Here is a 22,365-nt window from a genome sequence, read left to right on the forward strand (position 1 = left end):
ACCGCTCACGACTGCCCCGTGAGCCGGGCGTGAAGCGAACGGGCCGAGATGTCCGTGAGCGACGCGATCTGGTCGACGACCACCCGCTTGCGGGCGCGGTCGTCCGGCGCCCGGTGGAACAGGGCGCGGAACTGCGGGTCCAGGCCGTCGGGGGCGCGGGCGGTGAGCGCCTGGGCCAGCTCGAGGACGACGACGCGCTGGTCGGCGCGGAGCTGTTCCTGCTCGGCGCGCTGCATGACGTAGCGGTCGGCTACCGCCTTGAGGACCGCGCACTCCATGCGGGTGCCGCGCGGCACGACCAGCTCGGCCCCGTACCGGGTGAGGCGCCCGGCGCCGAAGGCCTGCCGGGTGGCGCCCTCGGCGGCGAGGCAGAAGCGGCCGATGAGCTGGCTGGTGGCGTCCTTCAGGCGGGCCTGGGCGACGGCGGTGCCGTCGTAGCCGTGCGGCCACCACTCCTGGGCGAGGAGGCGGTCGAGGGCCTCGGCCAGTTCGGCGGGGTCGGTGTCCGCGGGGACGTACCGGCCGACGGCGACGGCGAAGACGGCCCGGCGCTCCGGTTCGGCGTGCAGGCAGTTGGGGTCGATGTGGCCGGCGTGCAGGCCGTCCTCCACGTCGTGCACCGAGTAAGCCACGTCGTCGGACCAGTCCATGACCTGCGCCTCGAAGCAGACCCGGTCGGCGGGGGCGTCCTCGCGGACCCAGTCGAAGACGGGACGGTCGTCGTCGTAGACGCCGAACTTCGGGGAGGCCGGGTCGGTGGGGTGGGCGCCGCGGGGCCAGGGGTACTTGGTGGCGGCGTCGAGGGCGGCGCGGGTGAGGTTGAGGCCGACGGAGCCTTCGGGGGTAAACCGCTTCGGTTCGAGGCGGGTGAGCAGGCGCAGCGACTGGGCGTTGCCCTCGAAGCCGCCGCAGTCCTCGGCGAACTCGTTCAGCGCCTGTTCGCCGTTGTGGCCGAAGGGCGGGTGGCCCAGGTCGTGGGAGAGGCAGGCGGCCTCGACCAGGTCGGGGTCGCAGCCGAGGGCCGCGCCGAGCTCTCGGCCCACCTGCGCGCATTCGAGGGAGTGGGTGAGGCGGGTGCGGGGGCTGGCGTCCCACATCTGGTGGTGCGCGCCCGGGGTGACGACCTGGGTCTTTCCGGCGAGGCGGCGGAGGGCCCCGGAGTGCAGGACCCGGGCGCGGTCGCGCTGGAAGGCGGTGCGGCCGGGGCGTTTGTCGGGTTCGGGGGCCCAGCGGGCGACGGACGTCGGGTCGTAGGCCGGGGGGAGCGCGGTGCCTTCCATGTCATGACAGTACGGGGAGGGTGTGACAGCCGGGGCGGGGGTGTGACCGTGTGGTGCCGCGGGGCGGGGGTGTGACCGTGCGGGTGCGCCGGGGCCCGGGTTCCCGCGGCCCTTCAGGCCGGGACCAGCTGCCGCGCCGCGGGGGCCGGGAGGCTCAGGGCCTCGTCGTAGCGGTGGAGGAGCAGGTGGGCCATGGCCCGGTGCGTGCCCAGGGGGGCGGAGGCGATCCACGGGGCCGCTGCCGCGCATGCGGTGGCGAAGCGGCCGGGGGCGGTGAAGCAGGAGGCGACGGCGACGCGGGGGCGCCCGCGGGCGGCCAGGGCGCGCAGGGCGTCGGGGACGGTGGGGGCCGCGGCGGAGGCGTACGCGGGGACCACCGGGACGCCGAGCCGTTCGGCGAGCAGTCGCGCGGTGCGGTGGGTGTCGACCCTCGACTGCGGGTCGCGGGATCCGGCGGCGGCGAGGACGACGCCGCTCGCGCGGCGGTCCGTCGCGTCCGCCGGGGTGCGCCAGCCCGCTTCGGTGAGGCGGGCGTGCAGGGCGTCCGCGAGCAGGGGGTGCGGGCCGAGGGGTGCGGCCACGCGCGTGTGCAGCCGTGCCCCGGCGGCCAGGTCGGGGATGTCCCGCTTGACGTGGTACCCCCGGCTGAGCAGCAGCGGTACGAGCACGGCCGCGCCGGTGCCGCGGGCGTCGAGCTCGGCGAGGGTGTCGGGGAGCAGGGGCGCGTTGAGCTCGATGTGGCCCAGGTGCACCGGCAGTCCTGGGCGCAGGGCGCGGACCCCGTCCAGGAGTCGTCGTACGGTGCTCAGCGCACGCGGGTCGCGGCTGCCGTGGGCCACGACGACGAGAGCGGGAGGGTTCGTGGTGGACGCCGTCATGCACCGATCGTGGCGGGGTCACGTTGCCTTCCCGTTGCGCGCGCGTGTCCGGTGTTTTCCGGCGGTTCACCGTGCGGACCGGGGTGGGTGTGAGGGCGTGTGACCTCGGGGTTCGTCCGGCGCGTGAAGCTGATCACAGGGGGTCGGGTGAACCGCGGGGTGCGGCGTGGCGTCTCTCCGGGTCGGGGAGCGACCGGGGAGGGGCCCGTCCGATGCGCCGTTTCGAGGTTCGCCGTCCACGTCTGCCCCGCACCCGCAGGGGGCGCAGGCGGCTGGTGCGGGCGGTGGTGGCGGTGTGCGTGCTGGCGCTGCTGCCGGCCACCTGGCTGCGCCTGACGACGGACGGGCGGCTGCGCACGACGGCCGACGTGCCGCGCACCGAGGTCGCGGTGGTGTTCGGCGCGGGCCTGTGGGACGGGGAGCCGTCGCCGTACCTCGCGCACCGGCTGGACGCGGCGGCGGAGCTGTACCGGGCGGGGCGGATCGAGGTGGTGCTGGTCACCGGCGACAACAGCCGCGAGGACTACGACGAGCCCGACGCGATGCGCGCGTACCTGACCCGGCACGGCGTGCCCGACGCGCGGATCGTGAGCGACTACGCGGGCTTCGACACCTGGGACTCGTGCGTCCGCGCGAAGAGGATCTTCGGCGTCGACCGGGCGGTGCTGATCAGCCAGGGCTTCCACGTCCGGCGGGCGGTGGCCCTGTGCGAGACGGCCGGGGTCTCCTCGTACGGGGTCGGCGTCGACGAACCGCACGACGCCACCTGGTACTACGGAGGCGTCCGGGAGGTGCTGGCGGCGGGCAAGGCGGCGTCGGACGCGGTGTTCCGGCCGGATCCGCGGTTCCTGGGACCCCGGGAGCCGGGCGTGGCGCGGGCCCTGGCGGAGGCGCGCGCGGAGCAGGCACAGGGCTGACCGGCCACGCATATCGCGGTATGCCCGCCCCATGGCGGACACGACGCGCATCACGGTGACGCTCCCCGCGGAGCAGGTCGGCCGGACCGAACAAGCTCACCGGCAGCGTCTCCGGCTACGTCGCCGAAGCGGTGGCTCGTCAGCTGCGCCGTCAACTGCTCGGCGCCGACCTGCTGCGCCATCAGGAGGAGCACGGCCCGGCTGCGGTGGACGCTGTCCCGCGTCAAGGTCGAGCCGGTGACCGAGCAGGCGGCGAGGGCATCGGCGGAACTGCTCAAGGCAGCGGGCCTGCACGGGCACACGTATGCGATCGACGCGACGGTGGCCGAGATGGCACTGCGTCAGCCGGGCCCGGTGGCCCTGTTGGCGTCCGACGTCGACGACATGGCCCGCCTGTGCGGTGACCGGATCCGGCTGATCGGCGTCTGAGCGGGGCCCCGGCGCCTCACCGCGGGCGCCCGGCGGCGGGGAGGTCGCCGTTCCGGGTGTGTAACAGGGGCCGGTGCGGTGCGTAACACCGGCGGCGCAGGGTGGCCGTATGCAGAACACCGTGACGCCCACGCACTGCCCCTACTGCGCGCTGCAGTGCGGGATGAACCTGACGCCGGCCCCGGACGGGAGTGCCGTCGAGGTGAGTGAGCGCGCGGACTTCCCGGTGAACCGGGGGGCGCTGTGCGGGAAGGGACGTACGGCTCCGGCGGTGCTGTCGTCGAGCGTGCGGCTGACGTCGCCACTGGTGCGGGACGCGGGGGGCGCGCTGGTGCCGGCCTCGTGGGACGAGGCGCTGGGGCGGGTCGCCGAGGGGCTGGGGCGAACGCGGTCGGAGTCCGGGGCGGACGCGGTCGGGGTGTTCGGCGGGGGCGGGCTGACCAACGAGAAGGCGTACAGCCTGGGGAAGTTCGCCCGGGTGGTGCTGGGCACCTCCCAGATCGACTACAACGGGCGGTTCTGCATGTCGTCGGCGGCAGCGGCCGGCAACACGGCGTTCGGGCTGGACCGCGGGCTGCCGTTCCCGCTGGAGGACATCCCGAGGACCGGCTGCGTGATCCTCGTCGGCTCCAACCCGGCGGAGACCATGCCGCCGTCGCTGCGTTACTTCACCGAACTCAGGGAGAACGGCGGCACGCTGATCGTCGTCGACCCGCGCCGCACCAAGACCGCCGAGCACGCCGACCTGCATCTCGCCCCGCGCCCCGGCACCGACCTCGCGCTGGCGCTGGGCCTGCTGCACCTCGTCGTCGCCGAGGGGCGCACCGACGAGCGTTACGTCCGGGAGCGCACGGCCGGCTGGGAGGAGACCCGGGCGGCGGCGATGGCGCACTGGCCGGAGTACGTGGAGCGGATCACCGGTGTGTCCGTGCCGCAGCTGCGGGAGGCCGTACGGCTGTTCTGTGAGCCGGAGGCGGCGATGGTGCTCACCGCGCGGGGTCCCGAGCAGCAGTCCAAGGGCACCGACACGGTGGGCGCGTGGATCAACCTGTGCCTGGCGACGGGCGGGCGGGCCGCCCGCTGTCCGGGTACGGCTGCCTCACCGGGCAGGGCAACGGGCAGGGCGGGCGCGAACACGGCCAGAAGGCGGACCAGTTGCCCGGCTACCGCAAGCTGACCGACCCGGCGGCGCGGGCGCACGTCGCCGGGGTGTGGGGGGTGGCCCCCGAGTCCCTGCCCGGGCCGGGGCGCAGCGCGTACGAACTCCTCGACGCGCTCGGCACGGACATCCGGGCGCTGCTGCTGATGGGGTCCAACCCGGTCGTGTCGGCGCCCCGCGCCGCGCACGTCGAGGAAAGGATCCGCTCGCTGGACTTCCTCGCGGTGTGCGACGTGGTGCTGTCGGAGACGGCCGCGCTCGCCGACGTGGTCCTGCCGGTGACGCAGTGGGCGGAGGAGACGGGCACCACGACCAGCCTGGAGGGGCGGGTGCTGCTGCGGCGGCGCGCGATCACCCCGCCGGACGGCGTCCGCAGCGACCTGGAGGTGCTGCACGGGCTCGCCGCGCGGCTCGGCGGCGGACGGAACCTGGAGAAGGGCTTCCCGACCGACCCCGAGGAGGTCTTCGAGGAGCTGCGCCGGGCGAGCGCGGGCGGCCTCGCCGACTACTCCGGCATCACCTACCGGAGGCTGGCGGAGGAGAACGGCGTCTTCTGGCCCTGCCCGGCGTCCGACGGGCCGGAGGACGGCGTCCACCCCGGCACCCCCCGGCTCTTCCACGACCGGTTCGCCACCGAGGACGGGCGGGCGAGGTTCGTACCGGTCTCGCACCGGCCGATCGCCGAGGAGCCCGACGACGAGTACCCCGTGCTGCTGACCACCGGGCGGGTGGTGGCGCAGTACCAGTCCGGCGCCCAGACGCGGCGCGTCGACGAGCTGAACGCCGCCGCCCCGGGGCCGTTCGTGGAGCTGCACCCCCGGCTCGCGGAGCGGCTCGGCGCCGCCGAGGGCGATCCGGTGGCGGTGGTGTCCCGGCGCGGGCGGGCGGTGGCGCCGGCGCGGATCACCACCGCGATCCGCCCCGACACGGTGTTCATGCCGTTCCACTGGGCCGGCGAAGGCCGCGCCAACACCCTCACCAACCCCGCCCTCGACCCGACGTCCCGCATGCCGGAGTTCAAGGCGTGCGCGGTCCGGGTGGAGACCGTGCGGGCCGAACGAACGGGCCGCGCGGCGCTCTAGGCGAACGGGGGTCCCGTCCGCCGTCGTCCCGGCGCTACGCTGGGGCGCCGCCGACCGTCCACGCAGGTGAGACCAGTGATCCTCCCCTTTTTCGTCTACGGGACGCTCCGCCCCGGCGAGCGCAACCACGACGTCTTCCTGCGCGGCCGGACCCTCGGCGAGGAGCCCGGCCGGCTGCGGGGCGTGACGCTGTACGAGGGGCCCGGCTACCCGTACGCCGTCGAGGAGCCGGACGGCGCGGTGCGCGGGGAACTGGTGACCGCGCTGCCGGAGGCGTACCCGGCGCTGCTCGCCGGGCTGGACCGGCTGGAGGAGTTCGTACCGGGCGATCCGCGCAACCTGTACGAGCGGGTGGCGCGGGACGTCGTCCGGGACACGGACGGAGCGGCGGTCCGGGCGTGGGTGTACGTCGCCGCGCCCGCCGTCGCCGCCCGGCTCCGGGCACGGGGGACGCCGCTCGGGAGCGGGGAGTGGCGGGGCCGGGGCGGTCAGTGGCGGGGCCGGGGGTGAGGACCGGGCCCCGTACGGGCCGCCGCGCCCGCCCCGGTCACCCGTTCACCGCCGCGCCGCCCGCCCTTCGGGTACTTTCGCCCGCCCGTCCGGCACGGCTGCGGTGACCTGCTGAAACACGGTGCGGGCAGCGCGTGTCCGCAGGTGTCCGACACCCGTTCAGCCGCCGCTCCGGCCGCTTCTCGGGGAGCGCCACCGACGCGGTGGCACTTACCTCGAAGAGGCAGGGACGCGTTCGACGGCGGCACATGGGGGTGCCGCGGGCCGGGTCCCCTTCGTGAGCCCGAGGGAGCATCGATGCGACGTACCGCCCGGCTGCTGACCGGTGTCACCGGTCTGACCGGTCTGACCGGCGCCGCGCTCGCCGTGGCCACCGCGGGGCTGCTCGCCGTGCCGCCCGCGTACGCCGTGGGGTCCCGCGGGCCGTCGGCCGGGAGCCTGGAGGTGTACCCGTCGTCGGTCGCGCCGGGCTCGCAGGTCACGGTGAACACCGACGCGTGCGACGGTGACGACACGGCCGCGGGCGACGCCTCCGCGGTCGGCGCCGGCCGGTTCACGCTCGCGCCGAGCACCCACGAACGGGACGCGATCGGGCAGTTCCAGGTGCCGCCGGGCGCGCAGCCGGGCACGTACGAGATCGTCGCGACGTGTGCGGGGAGCGGCCGGCGGGTGGCCGGTGACCTGCTGGTGACGCTGACTCCGGAGGCACAGCTGGTGCATCCCCGGGGAAGTGTGAAGACGGGGGTCGGTGGCGCGCTGGGCACCGACCCCGCACAGACCGCGGCCGGTGTGACGGCTCTCGCCGTCGCCGCCGCGGGCGGTACCTGGCTCCTGCATCGCCGGGCGAGAGGCGACGGGATCTGACGGGCACCCTCCGCTGCCCGTCCCCGCCGGTACCGCATGTCCCCTCCCCCTCCGGGTCCGACGCCCCTCGCGGCCCGGAGGGGGGTACGGGGCCCGATTCGAGAAGAGGTCGGTCCGTGATGCGCCGCAGGTTCCACCGGGCGGGGGGCCCGGGCAACGCAGCGATAGCAGCCGTCACGGTGTTCGCCCTGTGCGCGGGGACGTGGCTGCTGCGCGACGGAACCGGGACGCACCCCCCGCCGCAGCCCTCCGCCGCCCAGGCGCACACCGGTGCCGACGACCGCAGCGCGGGCGGGTCCCCGGCACCGGCGCTGGCGCCCTCCCCTCCCCTGCGCGTCCGCATCCCCGCGATCGACGTGGACGCGCCCCTGACGGGTCTCGGCCTGACCGCCACCGGCAGCCTCGACGTGCCGCCCGCCGACGTCGAGAACCTCGCCGGCTGGTACGAGGCCGGCACCACCCCCGGCGAGCGGGGCACCGCGATCGTCGCGGGCCACGTCGACAACGCCGACGGTCCCGCGGTCTTCTACGCGCTGGGCGCCCTGCGCAAGGGCAGCACCGTCGAGGTGGACCGGCGGGACGGCCGGACGGCCGTGTTCACGGTGGACGCGGTGGAGGTCTACGACGCGCAGGACTTCCCCGACGCGAAGGTGTACGGCGCGGCGGCCCGCCCCGAACTGCGGGTCATCACCTGCGGCGGCGGCTGGTCCCGCACCACCGGCTACCGGGGCAACGTGGTCGTCTACGCCCACCTGACCGGCAGCCGCTGACCCGGGAACGGCGACGGCTCCCGTGCCGTGTCACCGCGCGGACGAGTACTCGGTGTGCGTGGACCGGCTCCCTCGGGACCGGTTCTCGGTTGCCGCCCACGGGGAGGACGGTGCCCGCCGGTCCGCGTCCGGACGGTTCAGGCCAGCCACTGCTCGTACGCCAGGTTCGCCACCAGGGCGAAGACGACCGTCAGCAGGACGACGCGGACGAAGCCGCTGCCCTTCTTCAGCGCCGTGTGGGCGCCGAGCGTGCCGCCCGCCAGGTTGAACACCGCCATCAGGGCCGCCAGCTGCCACAGCACCGCGCCCTGCCAGGCGAAGGTGGCGAGGGCGCCGGCGTTGGTGCAGCAGTTGACGATCTTGGCGGTGGCGGAGGCGGTGACCAGGTCGAGGTGGAGCAGGGCGGTGAGCGCCAGCACGAGGAACGTGCCGGTGCCGGGGCCGATGAGACCGTCGTAGAAACCGATGCCGAGGCCGGCCAGGCCGATCGCGGCGAAGATCTGGCGGCGGGTGGCCGGGCCGGTGGCGGGAGCCGTGCCGAAGGCGGGGCGCAGGATCACGAAGGCGGCCACGGCGAGCAGCACCACCATGATCACCGGCTTCAGCACCTCGGTGCTCATCCCTGCCGCGAAGAACGCCCCGGCCGACGACCCGGCGAGGGCGGCAAGACCGATGCGCACGGCGGTCTTCACGTCGACCGGCGCCTTGCGGGCGTAGGTCACCGCGGCGCCGGTCGTGCCTACGATCGCGACCGCCTTGTTGGTGCCCAGGGCGTGCGCGGCCGGGGTGCCGGCGGGCAGCCCGAGCAGCAGGGCCGGCAGGAGCAGCAGCCCGCCTCCGCCGACGACGGCGTCGATCCAGCCGGCGGCGAGCGCGGCCAGACAGAGCAGAACGACCGTGGTCAGGGAGATGTCGGGCATGGTCGTGACCCTAGGGACCGGATAGATGGCGCGTCCATCAAGATGAGCGTTTGTTGAGGTTGCCGCCGGGGTCGGCTTCCTCACACCCCTCGTGCTCCCCCGCTGAGGGCAGCGTTCCGCGCGGGAAACAGAGGGGATGCCGACGGGTAACACCCGCACCGCACGCTCGACGGCATGACCTCGAACGAGCGTGTGGTGGTGATCGGCTCCGGCCTCGCGGGCGTACGGCTCGCCCGGCGGCTCGGCGAGCTCGGCACGCCCGTGACGCTGATCGGCGAGGAGGAGCACCGGCCGTACAACAGGGTGCTGCTCGCCGAGGTGCTGGCCGGGCGCTACAGCCCCGAGGTGATCGCCCTCCCGGCGCCCGCGCGGCTCACCCGGGCCCGCGTCACCGGCATCGACCGCGCGGCCCGCACCGTCGCCTGCGCGGACGGTTCGGTGACCGGATACGGCCGGCTGGTCCTGGCCACCGGCTCCAACCCGGTGCTCCCCGCGCTGCGCGGACTGTTCACCGCCGACCACGAACTGCCTGAGGGCGTGCACGCCTTCCGCACCCTGGACGACTGCCTGGGCCTGGCCAAGGCGGTACGGCCCGGGGTGCGGGCGGTGGTGATCGGCGGCGGACTGCTCGGCGTCTCCGCCGCCCGGGCGCTCGCCGTGCGCGGCGCGCAGGTCGTCCTCGCCCAGCAGTCCGAGCGGCTGATGGAACGCCAGCTCGACCCGGCCGCCTCGGCGCTCGTCCGGCGCCACCTGACCGGTCTCGGCGTGGAGGTGCACACCGAGTGCCGGGTGCGCGACGTGCGCTCGGCCGGCGGCGCGGTCCGCTCGGTGGAGATGGCCGACGGGTACGCCCTCGACGCCGACCTCGTGGTCCTGGCCTGCGGGGTGCATCCGCGCACGGGGCTCGCGCAGGCGGCGGGACTCAAGATCGGCAAGGGGGTCGTCGTCGACGACGAGCTGCGCACCTCCGACCCGTACGTCCACGCGATCGGCGACTGCGCCGAACACGCCGGCACGGTGTACGGGCTCGCCGCCCCGGCCCTGGAACAGGCCGACGCGCTCGCCGCGCTGCTCGCCGGGGACACCACCGCCCGCTACACCGGCACCCGCTCCCTGACCCGGCTCACCCTCGCCGGCCTCCCCGGGCCCCTCGACCTCGCCGCGTTCGGTGAGACCGAGGCGCTGCCGGGCGACGACGTCGTGCAGCTCACCGACGCCACCCGCGGCACCTACCGCAAGGTCGTCGTCCGGGACGACCGCCTGGTCGGCGGGGTCCTGGTCGGCGAACTCGGCACCGTCGGCGCCCTCGCGCGCGCCTGGGAGGGAGCAGAGCCGCTCCCGTCCGCCGGCGGGCCCCTGCTCCACCTGCTCACCAACGACGGAGGCTCCTGATGTCCACGGACACACCGACCATCGTGCTCATCGGCCACGGCATGGTCGGCCAGCGTTTCCTTCAGGCGCTCGCCGAGCGCGGCCTGACCGCCACGCACCGGGTGGTCGTGCTGTGCGAGGAGCCGCGTCCGGCCTACGACCGGGTGCAGCTCACCTCGTACTTCTCGGGGAGGACGCCCGAGGACCTGTCCCTGACGGACCCGGCGTTCATCGAGGCGCACGGCATCGAGCTGCGCGTCGGCGACCCTGCACTGGCCGTCGACCGCGAGGCGCGCGAGGTGACCGCCCGCTCGGGACTGGTCCTCGGCTACGACGTCCTGGTGCTGGCCACCGGCTCCTACCCGTTCGTGCCGCCGGTGCCGAACCAGGACGCCGAGGGCTGCTTCGTCTACCGCACGATCGAGGACCTGCTCGCGATCGAGGAGTACGCGAAGACGTCGACGACCGGCGCGGTCGTCGGCGGCGGCCTGCTCGGCCTGGAGGCGGCGGGTGCGCTCAAGGGTCTCGGGCTGACCTCCCACATCGTGGAGTTCGCGCCCCGGCTGATGCCGGTGCAGGTCGACGAGGGCGGTGGCGCGGCGCTGCTGCGCACCATCGAGGACATGGGCCTGTCCGTCCACACGGGGGTGGGCACGCAGGAGATCGTGGTCGGTGAGGACGGCGCGGTCACCGGCATGAAGCTCTCCGACGGATCCGAACTCGCCACCGACCTGGTGGTGTTCTCCGCCGGTGTCCGCCCCCGCGACCAGCTCGCCCGGGACTGCGGCCTCGACGTCGGCGAACGCGGCGGCATCGCGGTCGACGGGCAGTGCCGCACGGTCACCGATCCGCGCGTGTTCGCGATCGGCGAGTGCGCGCTGGCCGCCGACGGGCGGGTGTACGGGCTGGTCGCGCCCGGCTACGAGCAGGCGGAGACGGTGGCGGCGACCCTCGCCGGGGAGGAGTCGGCGTTCACCGGAGCGGACCTGTCCACCAAGCTGAAGCTGCTCGGTGTGGACGTGGCGTCCTTCGGCGACGCGCACGGCGCCACCGGGGACTGCCTCGACGTCGTCTACTCCGACTCCCGGGCGGGCCTGTACAAGAAGCTGGTCGTCGGCCGGGACGGCACGCTGCTCGGCGGTGTCCTGGTCGGCGACGCGGAGGCGTACGGCACGCTGAAGGCCTTCACCGGATCGGTGCCACCGGTCCCGCCCGAGTCGCTGGTGCTGCCGGCCGGTGCCGGGGCGCCCGTCCAGCTGGGTCCGTCCGCGCTGCCGGACGACGCGATCATCTGCTCCTGCAACAACGTCCGCAAGGGCACGATCCGCGAGGCCGTCACCGAGCACAGGTGCACCACCGTGCCCGAGGTGAAGAAGTGCACCAAGGCCGGTACGACGTGCGGCAGTTGCGTCAAGGTGCTGGGCCAGCTGATCAACGCCGAACTGGAGGCGAGCGGCGTCGAGGTCGACAAGGGTCTGTGCGGCTGCTTCTCCCGGACCCGCGAGGAGCTGTACGAGATCGTCCTCGCGCTGCGCGTCACCTCCTTCCGGGAGCTGCTCGACCGGCACGGCCGGGAGGGTGCCCGGGGCGGTGACGGCTGCGAGGTCTGCAAGCCGACGGTCGGCTCGATCATCGCCTCCCTCGCCCCGACGATCGGCGCGAGCACGCACGTCCTCGACGGCGAACAGGCCGCCCTCCAGGACACCAACGACCACTTCCTGGCCAACCTGCAGAAGAACGGCTCGTACTCGGTCGTGCCCCGCATCCCCGGCGGGGAGATCGCCCCCGAGAAGCTGATCGTGATCGGCGAGATCGCCCGCGACTTCGGCCTCTACACGAAGATCACCGGCGGTCAGCGGATCGACATGTTCGGCGCCCGCGTCGAGCAGCTGCCGCTCATCTGGACCCGGCTGGTGGACGCCGGCTTCGAGTCGGGGCACGCCTACGGCAAGTCGCTGCGCACGGTGAAGTCCTGTGTGGGGCAGACCTGGTGCCGGTACGGCGTCCAGGACTCGGTGCGCATGGCGATCGACCTGGAGCTGCGCTACCGGGGACTGCGCTCCCCGCACAAGCTGAAGTCGGCGGTCTCCGGCTGCCAGCGCGAGTGCGCGGAGGCCCAGTCGAAGGACTTCGGTGTCATCGCCACCGCGGGCGGCTGGAACCTGTACGTCGGCGGCAACGGCGGCGCCACTCCGCGCCATGCGGACCTGCTCGCCCAGGACCTCTCGGACGCCGAACTGATCCGGCTGATCGACCGGTTCCTGATGTTCTACATCCGCACCGCCGACCGCCTGGAGCGCACCAGCGTCTGGCTGGACCGGATCCCCGGCGGCCTGGACCACGTGCGGGACGTCGTGGTGCGCGACTCCCTCGGCATCTGCGACGAGCTGGAGGCCCTGATGGCCGCCCATGTCGCCCACTACCGCGACGAGTGGGCCGAGACCATCGACGACCCCGAGAAGCTGGCCCGGTTCGTGTCCTTCGTGAACGCGCCCGACACACCCGACCCGGTGGTCGCCTTCGTTCCCGAGCGCGACCAGATGAAGCCCGACCTGCCGCTGCTGAGCATCGGCCTGCGACCCGCCGACGACGTCCTGGAAGGAAGCGCCACGCGATGACCCTGACGCTGGAGACCACCGATCTGAAGGTCCGCATCCGCCTGGCGGACGACTGGTTCACGGTCTGCGACCTGGGCACGCTGCTGCCGGGCCGCGGGGTGGCGGCCCTGCTCCCCGACGGCCGCCAGGCCGCCGTGTTCGCCGACCGCACCGGCCGGCTCTACGCGATCGACAACCGTGACCCGTTCACCGGCGCGGCGGTCCTCTCCCGGGGCCTGACCGGCACCCACCGGGGCCGCCCGTTCGTCGCCTCCCCGCTGCTCAAGCAGCGCTTCGACCTGGAGTCGGGGCGGTGCCTGGACGACGAGACGGTACGGGTGACGGCGTACGAGGTGAAGGCGGCCTGACCGCCTGGTTCTTGACTGCCCGTTTCAGAAAGGCCTAGGCTGCACGGCGTGGCCAGGACCAAGGAGTTCGATCCCGACGCCGCGCTGCGGGCAGCCCTGGAGCTGTTCTGGCGGCGCGGCTACGAGGCGACGTCGATGTCCGACCTCGTCACACACCTCGGCATCGGGCGCGCCAGCCTCTACGCGACCTTCGGCAGCAAGCGTGAGCTGTACCTGAAGGCACTGGAGCAGTACGAGCGGGAACGGTTCCCGCATCTGCTGGAGGACCTGTCCCGGCCGGGGCCGGTACTGCCGGGGGTGCGGGCGCTCGTGCGGCGTTCCGCCGCGGAGGCGACCGAGGAGGCCCTGCGCCTGCGCGGCTGCTTCGTCACCAATACGGCTGCCGAGCTGGCCCCGCACGACGCGACCGTCGCGCGGCGGGTGGAGCGCAGCTGGGACCAGCTGGAGACCGTGCTGCACACGGCACTCGTCCGCGCCCGGGCCCAGGGCGAGCTGCCCGCCGACCGTGATCCGCTCGCCCTCGCCCGCACGCTGCTCGTGCTGCTCCAGGGGCTGCGGGTGGTCGGCAAGGCGTCCGCGGACCCGGCCAGGGTGAGGGACGCGGCGGAGCAGGTGCTGGCACTGCTCGGGGACTGAGCCACGCGGCAGGCCGCCGGACGGCGGCTTTCAGACCCCGCATCCTGCCCACATACTGAACCGATCGGTCAAGAAATTAGGGGAGATCATGACCAGCCGTTTCACCGACCGCACCACCTTGGTCACGGGCGCCGGCTCCGGCATCGGACGGGCCGTCGCCCTCGCCTTCGCCGCGGAGGGCGCGCACGTCGTCGTCGCCGGACGGCGAACGGAGCCGCTGGAGGAGACGGTGTCCCTGATCGAGCGGGCCGGCGGCAAGGCGCTGGCCGTCACCGCCGACGTCTCCCGCGCCGCGGACGTCCAGGCCGTCACGGACGCCGCCGTGGACCACTTCGGTTCACTGGACGTGGCGGTCAACAACGCAGGTGTCTTCCGGGGCGGACAGCCCCTTGCCGATCTCACCGACGACGACTGGCGGAGCCAGCTCGACATCAACGTCACCGGCGTGTTCAACGCCCTGCGCGCGGAGATCCGCCAGATGCGCACCCAGCCGGGCGGCGGCGCGATCGTGAACATCTCCTCCACGTTCGGCCCGCACAAGCGCAGCCCGGGCTCCACCGCCTACGCCGCCACCAAGGCGGCCGTCTCCGTGCTCACCCGGGGCGCCGCCCTGGACCACATCGCGGAGGGGATCCGCATCAACGCCGTCAGTCCCGGCGCCACGGCGACGACCATGTCACTGCTGCCGGGCGAGACGGAAGCCGGACGCGCGGAGCGCATGCGGCACGGCGTGCCGCTCGGCCGCGTGTCGGCGGTCGGGGAGATCGCGGCGGCGGTGCTGTACCTGGCGTCCGACGACGCGGCGTCGGTGGTGGGCACCGACCTCGTGGTGGACGGCGGCCAGACGGCCTGACCACGAGGTGCGGCTGAGGGTCACCCCCCGGTCACGTCACGTTCTCGTCACGGCATCTCCATATCTCCCACACGCCACGGGCCCCCCAGTAGCTTCGGCACCCTCGTACCGAGCACACGCATTCGCCCGATCTGGGGGGCTCCTCACCATGACTCCGTTCCGTACCTCCGCCGCCGCGCTCCTCGCCGCCCTCGCGCTGGCCGCCGTACCGGCCACCGCCGTGGCGCACGACGGCAACCACCCGTTCAAGAACTGCACCGAGGCGTACGAGAACGGGTACAAGAACATCGCCAAGGGCGACGACCACTACAGCAAGCACCTCGACCGGGACGACGACGGCGTGGGCTGCGACCGGCCGCCCGCGGACTTCGTGCCGCACGAGGAGACCGGCACGGACTCCGGGGACGACGCCACCGACAGCACGGGCAGCACCGGTGGCAAGGAGCAGAGCGTCGGCGGCACCGACCTCGCCGAGACCGGCGGCAGCGACACCACCCCCTACATCGCGGCGGGCGGCGCGGCCGTGGTGCTGCTGGGCGGCGGACTGATGATCGCCGCCCGCCGGCGGCGCGACAACCGCTGAGCAGGCGCGGGGAGCCGGCCGGCCGGCTCCCCGCGGCTCACAGGGACAGCAGCAGGGAGTCGGTCTTGCCCTTCCGGCGGCGCACGTGCCCGCGCCGGCCGGCCAGCACGGCCATGAGCGTCCACGCCACGAGCCCGGCACCCAGTCCCCCGAGCCGCCCCGCGGCGTCCACCTCGTCCGCCCGCTCCATGGGCACCACGCCCTCCGGGTCACGGATGACGTCGAGGCGTTCGCCCACCTTCGGGGCCCAGGCGGAACCGTTGTAGGTCAGCCGCTCCGTCAGCTCCCCGCCGTCCGCCGTGCGCAGCGTGTACCGGTGGTTCTTGCCGCCCTTCCCGGTCGCCTCGTCCGCGACGATCACCACGCTCTCGCGCACCCCGCGCACCTCCAGCGCCGCCTCGGGGGCGTACTGGACGGCCCCGACCAGGATGAACAGCCCGGGTACCAGGGCCAGCAGGGCGATCCACGCGGCGCGGTGCAGCAGCATGAGCATGACGATGAAGGCCATGCACAGAGCGACGCCCACGACGATGGGCACCCACACCCAGCGGAGCGCGAGGTAGGACACGAACGCGGTGACCAGCGCGGCGAGCCACCCGTATGCCGCCGTCCCGGCCGTGCGCCGCACCGACTGCCACGGGTCGACGGCGTACCCGCCCATGCTGCTCAGCGGTCTGATGGTGCTCCTGCGCATGCGTATCGGCACTGCGTCCCCCCGTGTTCCGGCCGGCGTCCTGGTGGCTCTTCCGGGACCGGACCCTACACAGGCGAGAGAGCGGCACCCCCGCACGGGTGCCGCTCTCTCCTTTCGTGATCCGGAGCCGTTGCCGATCGGTGAGGGTGGTCGGGTGACAGACAACGGCTCCGGGGTTCAGCGGTGGTCGCTGCCCGTCGAGGTGACCGCGGCGCGGCCGGCCTCCAGCCGGGCGACCGGGATGCGGAACGGGGAGCAGGAGACGTAGTCCAGGCCGACCTCGTGGAAGAAGTGGACGGACTCCGGGTCGCCGCCGTGCTCGCCGCAGACGCCGAGCTTGAGGTCGGGGCGGGTCTCGCGGCCGGCCTTGGCGGCCAGCTTCACCAGGGAGCCGACGCCGTCCTTGTCGATCGTCTCGAACGGCGACACCCCGAAGATGCCCTTCTCCAGGTACGCGGTGAAGAAGCTGGCCTCCACGTCGTCCCGGGAGAAGCCCCACACCGTCTGGGTGAGGTCGTTCGTGCCGAAGGAGAAGAACTCGGCCGCCTCCGCGATCTGACCGGCGGTCAGCGCGGCGCGCGGAAGCTCGATCATCGTGCCGATGGAGAGCTTGAGCGAGGTGCCGGTGGCCTCCTCGACCTCCGCGATGACCTGGTCGGCCTCCTCGCGGACGATCTCCAGCTCCTGGACCGTGCCGACCAGCGGGATCATGATCTCCGCACGCGGGTCGCCCTTGGCGGTCCTGCGTTCGGCGGCGGCCTCCGCGATGGCCCGCACCTGCATGGTGAACAGCCCGGGGATGACCAGGCCGAGGCGGACACCGCGCAGACCGAGCATCGGGTTCTGCTCGTGCAGCCGGTGCACGGCCTGGAGCAGGCGCAGTTCGTTCTCGTGCGGCTCCTGCCGGGACTCGGCGAGGGCGACACGGACCGACAGTTCGGTGATGTCGGGCAGGAACTCGTGCAGCGGCGGGTCGAGCAGGCGGATGGTGACGGGAAGACCGTCCATGGCCTCGAACAGTTCGACGAAGTCCTGCTTCTGCAGCGGAAGCAGTGCCTTCAGCGACTCCTCGCGCTCGGCCTCGGTGTCCGCCAGGATCAGCCGCTCGACGAGTTCGCGCCGGTCGCCGAGGAACATGTGCTCGGTGCGGCACAGGCCGATGCCCTGGGCGCCGAAGCGGCGGGCGCGCAGCGCGTCCTCGGCGTTGTCGGCGTTGGCACGCACGCGCAGCCGGCGCTTGCGGTCGGCGAAGGCCATCATCCGGTGCACGGCCTCGACGAGCTCGTCGGCGTCGTCGGCACCCGGGTGCATACGGCCCTCGAAGTACTCGACGACCGGGGAGGGGACGACCGGGACCTCACCGAGGTACACCTTGCCGGTGGAGCCGTCGATGGAGACGACGTCGCCCTCCTCCACCACGTGCCCGCCGGGGACGGTCATCCGGCGGCGCTTGGTGTCGACCTCGAGCTCCTCCGCGCCGCAGACGCAGGTCTTGCCCATGCCGCGGGCGACGACGGCCGCGTGGGAGGTCTTGCCGCCGCGCGAGGTGAGGATGCCCTCGGCCGCGATCATGCCGTCCAGGTCGTCGGGGTTGGTCTCGCGGCGGATCAGGATGACCTTCTCGCCGGAGCGGGACCACTTGACGGCGGTGTAGGAGTCGAAGACCGCCTTGCCGACCGCCGCGCCCGGGGAGGCGGCGATGCCGCGGCCGACCTGCTCGACCTTCGCCTCGTCGTCGAAGCGGGGGAACATCAGCTGGGCGAGCTGGGCGCCGTTGACCCGGCAGAGCGCCTCGGCCTCGTCGATCAGGCCCTGGTCGACGAGCTGGGTCGCGATGCGGAAGGCCGCGCCCGCGGTGCGCTTGCCGACGCGGGTCTGCAGCATCCACAGCTGGCCGCGCTCGATGGTGAACTCGATGTCGCAGAGATCCTTGTAGTGGTTCTCCAGGGTCTCCATGATCTGCATGAGCTGGTCGTACGACTTCTTGTCGATCGACTCCAGATCGGCGAGCGGCACGGTGTTGCGGATGCCCGCGACCACGTCCTCGCCCTGGGCGTTCTGCAGGTAGTCGCCGTAGACGCCCTGGTGGCCGGAGGCGGGGTCGCGGGTGAAGGCGACACCGGTGCCGGAATCGGGGCCGAGGTTGCCGAAGACCATGGAGCAGACGTTGACGGCGGTGCCGAGGTCGTGCGGGATGCGCTCCTGGCGGCGGTAGAGCTTGGCGCGGTCGCCGTTCCAGGAGTCGAAGACGGCCTTGATGGCGAGGTCCATCTGCTCGCGCGGGTCCTGGGGGAAGTCCCGGCCGGCCTCGGTCTTGACGATCTTCTTGAACTTGGTGACGAGCTTCTTGAGGTCGGCGGCCTCCAGCTCGGTGTCGACGGTGACCTTCTTGGCCGCCTTCGCCGCGTCCAGCGCGTCCTCGAAGAGTTCGCCGTCGACGCCGAGGACGGTCTTGCCGAACATCTGGATGAGGCGCCGGTAGGAGTCCCACGCGAACCGGTCGTCGCCGGCCTGCTTGGCCAGGCCCTGCACGGACTTGTCCGACAGGCCGATGTTGAGGACGGTGTCCATCATGCCCGGCATGGAGAACTTGGCGCCGGAGCGGACCGAGACCAGAAGCGGGTTGTCGGCCTGGCCGAGCTTCTTGCCCATCGTCGCTTCGAGGGCGTCGAGGTGCGCACTCACCTCGTCACGCAGTGCCGCGGGCTCCTCGCCACTGTCGAGGTAGGTCTTGCAGGCCTCGGTGGTGATGGTGAAGCCGGGCGGGACGGGAAGGCCCAGGTTGGTCATCTCGGCGAGGTTGGCACCCTTGCCGCCGAGCAGGTCCTTGAGGTCCTTGTTGCCCTCGGTGAAGTCGTAGACGAACTTCACGCCCTCAACGCTCGTGCCCGGCTGAGCTACGTGGGGATCTTTGTTTTCCGACACGGGTCTCGACTCCCTCGAGGACGCGGTGGCTGCCCTGACGGCGAGGAATCTACCCAGATCAAAGGCGTCTGGGTACGTCCACTTGTGCGTCATGCGCCCGTAACCACTCGTGCGCCAGCGGATTGAAAGTCAAAGCTTGGCAAGCCATCGTCGCCGAGTGTTTTCACTTCTTGAACGCATCACCTCGCCAACAGGGCTTCAGTGCGCTCACATGAGCGACTGTGGCCACGTCTGATTTCGCTCGATGAACGATCAAGGGATGGCACTGAGTGCCAACCTTTGAGAAGTGCAACCGCGCATGATCCGCTCATCTGAGCGCAACCCCTATCAGGGGTGGCGAGAATCACGCTGCCACACGGCTCCGCATTTCACCATGCGGACGAGGCCGGGCACCCCGCCGCCCCACCCCGGGTACACGCTCTTCCCAGAGGAAATCCCCGGTCAGGTGAACGCACCGGTCGTCCCGCCCGTACGGAACTGCGGCGGACCCGGACCCCCACGCCGGGTCCGCCTCCTCACCGGCCTCGGTACGGAAGGAACCTCCGGGTTGCCCGCCTTCACACGTGTCCTCGCACGCCTGCGCGCTCTTCCGCGTCCGCGCGTCCGCACACGCCTGCGTGCCGCACGCGTCGCGCACCCCACCGCCGCCCGCCACGTCCGGTGGGCCGTCCACCTCCTCGCCGCGGTGCTGGTCGTCGGCGCCCTCCTGATGCCCAACACGGCCCCCGCGGTCCGCGCCGACCGCTTCACCCGCATCCCCGCCGAGGCGATCGTCGGGGCCGTCCTGCTGCTCGCCCTGCCCCGCCGGCCGCGCGTCGTCGTGGCGGCGCTGTACGGGGCGGGGATCGGCGTGCTGACCGTGCTCAACCTGCTGGACATCGGGTTCAGCGAGTACCTGGGGCGCGGCTTCAACGTCGTCCTCGACTGGGGGCTGCTCGACGACGCCCAGTCCTATCTGGAGGACTCGATGGGCGACACGGCGGCCGACGCCGCGGCGGTCGGCGCCGTCCTGCTCGCCCTGCTCCTGGTGACCGTCATGGCGCTGGCCACCGTCCGGCTGGGCGACCTGCTGGCCCGGCACCGCGCCCGCGCCACCCGGGGCGCGCTCGTCGCGGGCACCGTGTGGATCACCTGCACCGCTCTCGGGGTGCAGATCGCCGGTGTGCCGGTCGCCTCCGACCTGGCCGCGGAGGCGGTGAAGGGGCAGACCCGGCGGGTGGTGGCCACCCTGCGCGACGAGGCCGCGTTCGCGAAGGAGGCCCGCGAGGACGCCTTCGGCGCCACTCCCCCCGACCAGCTCGTCCCGGACCTGCGCGGCAAGGACGTCGTCTTCGCCTTCATCGAGAGCTACGGCCGCAGCGCGCTGGAGGACCCGCTCATCGCACCCGGCGTCACCGGGACCGTCGACGCCCGCACCGCCGCGCTCGCGAAGGCCGGCTACCGGGCGCGCAGCGGCTGGCTCACCTCGTCGACGTTCGGCGGCAGCAGCTGGCTCGGTCACTCCACCACCCTGTCCGGCCTGTGGATCGACAACCAGCAGCGCTACCGCACCGTCACCAACGGCGACCGCCTCACCCTCACCAAGGCCTTCCGGAAGACCGGCGCCTGGGACACCGCCGGCGTCATGCCCGGCGTGCAGAAGGCCTGGCCGGAGGCCGAGTGGTACGGCCTCGACAAGGTCTACGACGCCTTCGACCTGGGCTACCGGGGACCGAAGTTCAGCTGGTCACCGATGCCGGACCAGTACGCCCTGGAGGCGTACGAACGCCTGGAGCACGGCAGGGCGCGCGCCAGGCCGCTGATGTCGGAGATCATCCTCACCTCCAGCCACCAGCCGTGGGCGCCGCTCCCCGAGATGGTCGACTGGGACGACCTCGGCGACGGTTCGCTCTTCCACGCCGTGGCGAAGGCGGGGCGGAAGTCCGCCGACGTCATCGCCGACTCCACCGAGTCCCGGCGGGAGTACGGCAGGTCGATCCAGTACTCGGTCACCAGTCTCACCGAGTGGCTGGAGCGGTACGGCACCGACGACACGGTGCTCGTCTTCCTCGGCGACCACCAGCCCATCGCCCAGGTGAGCGGTCACGGCGCGAACCGGGACGTGCCGGTGACGGTGGTCGCCAAGGACCCGGAGGTGCTGGAGAAGATCGACGACTGGAACTGGACGGAAGGGCTGCGGCCGGCGAAGGACGCGCCCGTGTGGCGGATGGACGCCTTCCGCGACCGCTTCCTGACCGCCTTCGGCTCCGTCCCGCACCCGACCGGGGACTGACCGGGCGCCGGAGCGGGCAGGCCGGCCGCCGGAGCGGCCGGGTCGACCGCCGCGGACGGCTGGGCGGCTACCGCGGACGAGTCATCACCCGCCGGAGGTGTCGAGTTCCGCTTCCTCGCCGACCCCCGCGCAGTCGTACGGGTCCTTCAGCCAGCCGTCCGGCAGCACCACCCGGTTGTTCCCGGACGTGCGGCCGCGGGGGCCGTCGGCGCCGGCCGGCCAGGGCTGGTCCAGGTCCAGCTCGTCGAGCCCGGCCCGCAGTTCCTCCAGCGAGGAGGTGATCGCGAGCCGCTTGCGCATCTCGGAGCCGACCGCGAAGCCCTTCAGGTACCAGGCGACGTGCTTGCGGAAGTCGATCACGCCGCGGGACTCGTCACCGAGCCACTCGCCCAGCAGCGTGGCGTGCCGGACCATGGCGTCGGCGACCTCCCTCAGGGCCGGCCGCGCGCGGTCGTCGGCCCGTCCCTCGAAGGCGGCCACCAGGTCCGCGAACAGCCACGGCCGGCCCAGGCAGCCCCGGCCCACGACCACGCCGTCACAGCCCGTCTCACGCACCATCCTGAGCGCGTCCTCGGCCGACCAGATGTCGCCGTTGCCGAGCACCGGGATCTCCGGCACATGCTCCTTGAGCCGCGCGATGGCGTCCCAGTCGGCGGTGCCGCCGTAGTGCTGGGCGGTGGTGCGGCCGTGCAGCGCGATGGCGGTGACCCCCTCCTCGACGGCGATCCGGCCGGCGTCCAGGTAGGTCAGGTGGTCGTCGTCGATGCCCTTGCGCATCTTCATCGTCACCGGCAGTCCGCCCGCCCCGCTGACCGCCTCACGCAGGATGGACCGCAGCAGGTTCCGCTTGTACGGGAGGGCCGAGCCGCCGCCCTTGCGGGTCACCTTGGGGACCGGGCAGCCGAAGTTGAGGTCGATGTGGTCGGCCAGGTCCTCCTCCACGATCATGCGGACGGCCTTGCCGACGGTCGCCGGGTCCACGCCGTACAGCTGGATGGAGCGCGGCGTCTCGCTCGCGTCGAACCGGATCAGCTGCATGGTCTTCTCGTTGCGCTCGACCAGCGCCCGGGTGGTGATCATCTCGCTGACGAACAGCCCCTTGCCCCCGCTGAACTCCCTGCACAGGGTGCGGAAGGGGGCGTTGGTGATCCCGGCCATGGGTGCGAGCACGACGGGCGGTCGCACGGCGTGCGGGCCGATGGGCAGGACGGTGTTCACGGTAGGCGAGGGCATGGGCATTCCCCCATTGTCCCGCAT

The 22,365-nt window shown here is 73.0% G+C and carries 17 protein-coding genes and 2 pseudogenes; 13 read left to right on the forward strand and 6 right to left on the reverse strand.

Annotated features, from left to right (window positions below):
- Nucleotides 1-5: 5 nt before the first annotated feature.
- Entirely contained in the window at nt 6-1,280 is a 1,275-nt protein-coding gene (locus tag ACZ6A9_RS07795; protein ID WP_468980347.1) for a deoxyguanosinetriphosphate triphosphohydrolase, read from the reverse strand.
- A 113-nt stretch (nt 1,281-1,393) separates the two neighbouring features.
- The gene (locus tag ACZ6A9_RS07800) at nt 1,394-2,158 is read right to left on the reverse strand and encodes a sirohydrochlorin chelatase (protein ID WP_468980353.1); all 765 of its coding nucleotides are present in this window, start codon (nt 2,156-2,158) and stop codon (nt 1,394-1,396) included.
- A 212-nt stretch (nt 2,159-2,370) separates the two neighbouring features.
- Here ACZ6A9_RS07800 and ACZ6A9_RS07805 point away from each other — a divergent pair, with 212 nt between their 5' ends.
- The 6 genes and pseudogenes from ACZ6A9_RS07805 to ACZ6A9_RS07830 all read left to right on the forward strand — a co-directional run bounded on the left by ACZ6A9_RS07805 (nt 2,371) and on the right by ACZ6A9_RS07830 (nt 7,889).
- Complete coding sequence (locus ACZ6A9_RS07805) at nt 2,371-3,075, forward strand: SanA/YdcF family protein (RefSeq protein WP_468980356.1); 705 nt, start codon at nt 2,371-2,373, stop codon at nt 3,073-3,075.
- Between the two features lie 198 nt (nt 3,076-3,273).
- Nucleotides 3,274-3,504, forward strand: a pseudogene (locus ACZ6A9_RS07810) (DNA-binding protein); the annotation flags it as partial.
- 109 nt (nt 3,505-3,613) lie between these two features.
- A pseudogene (locus tag ACZ6A9_RS07815) lies at nt 3,614-5,745 on the forward strand (molybdopterin oxidoreductase family protein).
- Between the two features lie 75 nt (nt 5,746-5,820).
- Nucleotides 5,821-6,255 carry a gamma-glutamylcyclotransferase family protein gene (locus ACZ6A9_RS07820; protein ID WP_468980359.1) on the forward strand — a complete coding sequence of 145 codons (435 nt, stop codon included), beginning with the start codon at nt 5,821-5,823 and terminating at the stop codon, nt 6,253-6,255.
- 297 nt (nt 6,256-6,552) lie between these two features.
- Entirely contained in the window at nt 6,553-7,119 is a 567-nt protein-coding gene (locus ACZ6A9_RS07825) for a hypothetical protein (RefSeq protein ID WP_468980361.1), read from the forward strand.
- A gap of 119 nt (nt 7,120-7,238) precedes the next feature.
- Nucleotides 7,239-7,889, forward strand: coding sequence for a class F sortase (locus ACZ6A9_RS07830; protein ID WP_468980728.1), 651 nt, complete (start codon nt 7,239-7,241; stop codon nt 7,887-7,889).
- Between the two features lie 137 nt (nt 7,890-8,026).
- On the opposite strand, the gene ACZ6A9_RS07835 is transcribed toward ACZ6A9_RS07830, so the two are convergent.
- Entirely contained in the window at nt 8,027-8,809 is a 783-nt protein-coding gene (locus tag ACZ6A9_RS07835) for a sulfite exporter TauE/SafE family protein (RefSeq protein ID WP_468980364.1), read from the reverse strand.
- A 174-nt stretch (nt 8,810-8,983) separates the two neighbouring features.
- On the opposite strand from ACZ6A9_RS07835, the gene ACZ6A9_RS07840 reads away from it, so the two are divergent.
- The 6 genes from ACZ6A9_RS07840 (at nt 8,984) to ACZ6A9_RS07865 (ending at nt 15,217) form a co-directional block, all read left to right on the forward strand.
- Nucleotides 8,984-10,201: an NAD(P)/FAD-dependent oxidoreductase gene (locus ACZ6A9_RS07840; RefSeq protein WP_468980367.1), complete on the forward strand. Its 1,218-nt coding sequence runs from the start codon at nt 8,984-8,986 to the stop codon at nt 10,199-10,201.
- On the forward strand, nt 10,201-12,798 hold the full coding sequence (nirB, locus tag ACZ6A9_RS07845) for a nitrite reductase large subunit NirB (protein ID WP_468980373.1): 2,598 nt from the start codon (nt 10,201-10,203) through the stop codon (nt 12,796-12,798). Before ACZ6A9_RS07840 ends, nirB begins: the two co-directional genes overlap by 1 nt.
- Nucleotides 12,795-13,145, forward strand: coding sequence for a nitrite reductase small subunit NirD (gene nirD / locus ACZ6A9_RS07850; RefSeq protein WP_468980376.1), 351 nt, complete (start codon nt 12,795-12,797; stop codon nt 13,143-13,145). Before nirB ends, nirD begins: the two co-directional genes overlap by 4 nt.
- Nucleotides 13,146-13,193: 48 nt before the next feature.
- Complete coding sequence (locus tag ACZ6A9_RS07855; protein ID WP_468980379.1) at nt 13,194-13,781, forward strand: TetR/AcrR family transcriptional regulator; 588 nt, start codon at nt 13,194-13,196, stop codon at nt 13,779-13,781.
- An 88-nt stretch (nt 13,782-13,869) separates the two neighbouring features.
- The gene (locus ACZ6A9_RS07860; RefSeq protein ID WP_468980381.1) at nt 13,870-14,634 is read left to right on the forward strand and encodes an SDR family NAD(P)-dependent oxidoreductase; all 765 of its coding nucleotides are present in this window, start codon (nt 13,870-13,872) and stop codon (nt 14,632-14,634) included.
- A gap of 148 nt (nt 14,635-14,782) precedes the next feature.
- The gene (locus ACZ6A9_RS07865) at nt 14,783-15,217 is read left to right on the forward strand and encodes an excalibur calcium-binding domain-containing protein (protein WP_468980385.1); all 435 of its coding nucleotides are present in this window, start codon (nt 14,783-14,785) and stop codon (nt 15,215-15,217) included.
- Between the two features lie 37 nt (nt 15,218-15,254).
- Here the strand turns inward: ACZ6A9_RS07865 and ACZ6A9_RS07870 are convergent, their stop codons facing one another.
- Both ACZ6A9_RS07870 and ppdK read right to left on the reverse strand, forming a co-directional pair.
- Nucleotides 15,255-15,911 carry a hypothetical protein gene (locus tag ACZ6A9_RS07870; protein ID WP_468980388.1) on the reverse strand — a complete coding sequence of 219 codons (657 nt, stop codon included), beginning with the start codon at nt 15,909-15,911 and terminating at the stop codon, nt 15,255-15,257.
- Between the two features lie 177 nt (nt 15,912-16,088).
- Nucleotides 16,089-18,836 (reverse strand): pyruvate, phosphate dikinase, encoded by a 2,748-nt coding sequence (gene ppdK, locus ACZ6A9_RS07875; protein ID WP_468980390.1) that lies wholly within the window; start codon nt 18,834-18,836, stop codon nt 16,089-16,091.
- A 547-nt stretch (nt 18,837-19,383) separates the two neighbouring features.
- Here ppdK and ACZ6A9_RS07880 point away from each other — a divergent pair.
- Nucleotides 19,384-21,108 (forward strand): alkaline phosphatase family protein, encoded by a 1,725-nt coding sequence (locus tag ACZ6A9_RS07880; protein WP_468980394.1) that lies wholly within the window; start codon nt 19,384-19,386, stop codon nt 21,106-21,108.
- 84 nt (nt 21,109-21,192) lie between these two features.
- Here the strand turns inward: ACZ6A9_RS07880 and dusB are convergent, their stop codons facing one another.
- Complete coding sequence (gene dusB, locus ACZ6A9_RS07885) at nt 21,193-22,347, reverse strand: tRNA dihydrouridine synthase DusB (RefSeq protein WP_468980397.1); 1,155 nt, start codon at nt 22,345-22,347, stop codon at nt 21,193-21,195.
- Nucleotides 22,348-22,365: the final 18 nt, after the last annotated feature.

It is taken from the genome of Streptomyces sp. NPDC041124 (assembly GCF_055592385.1).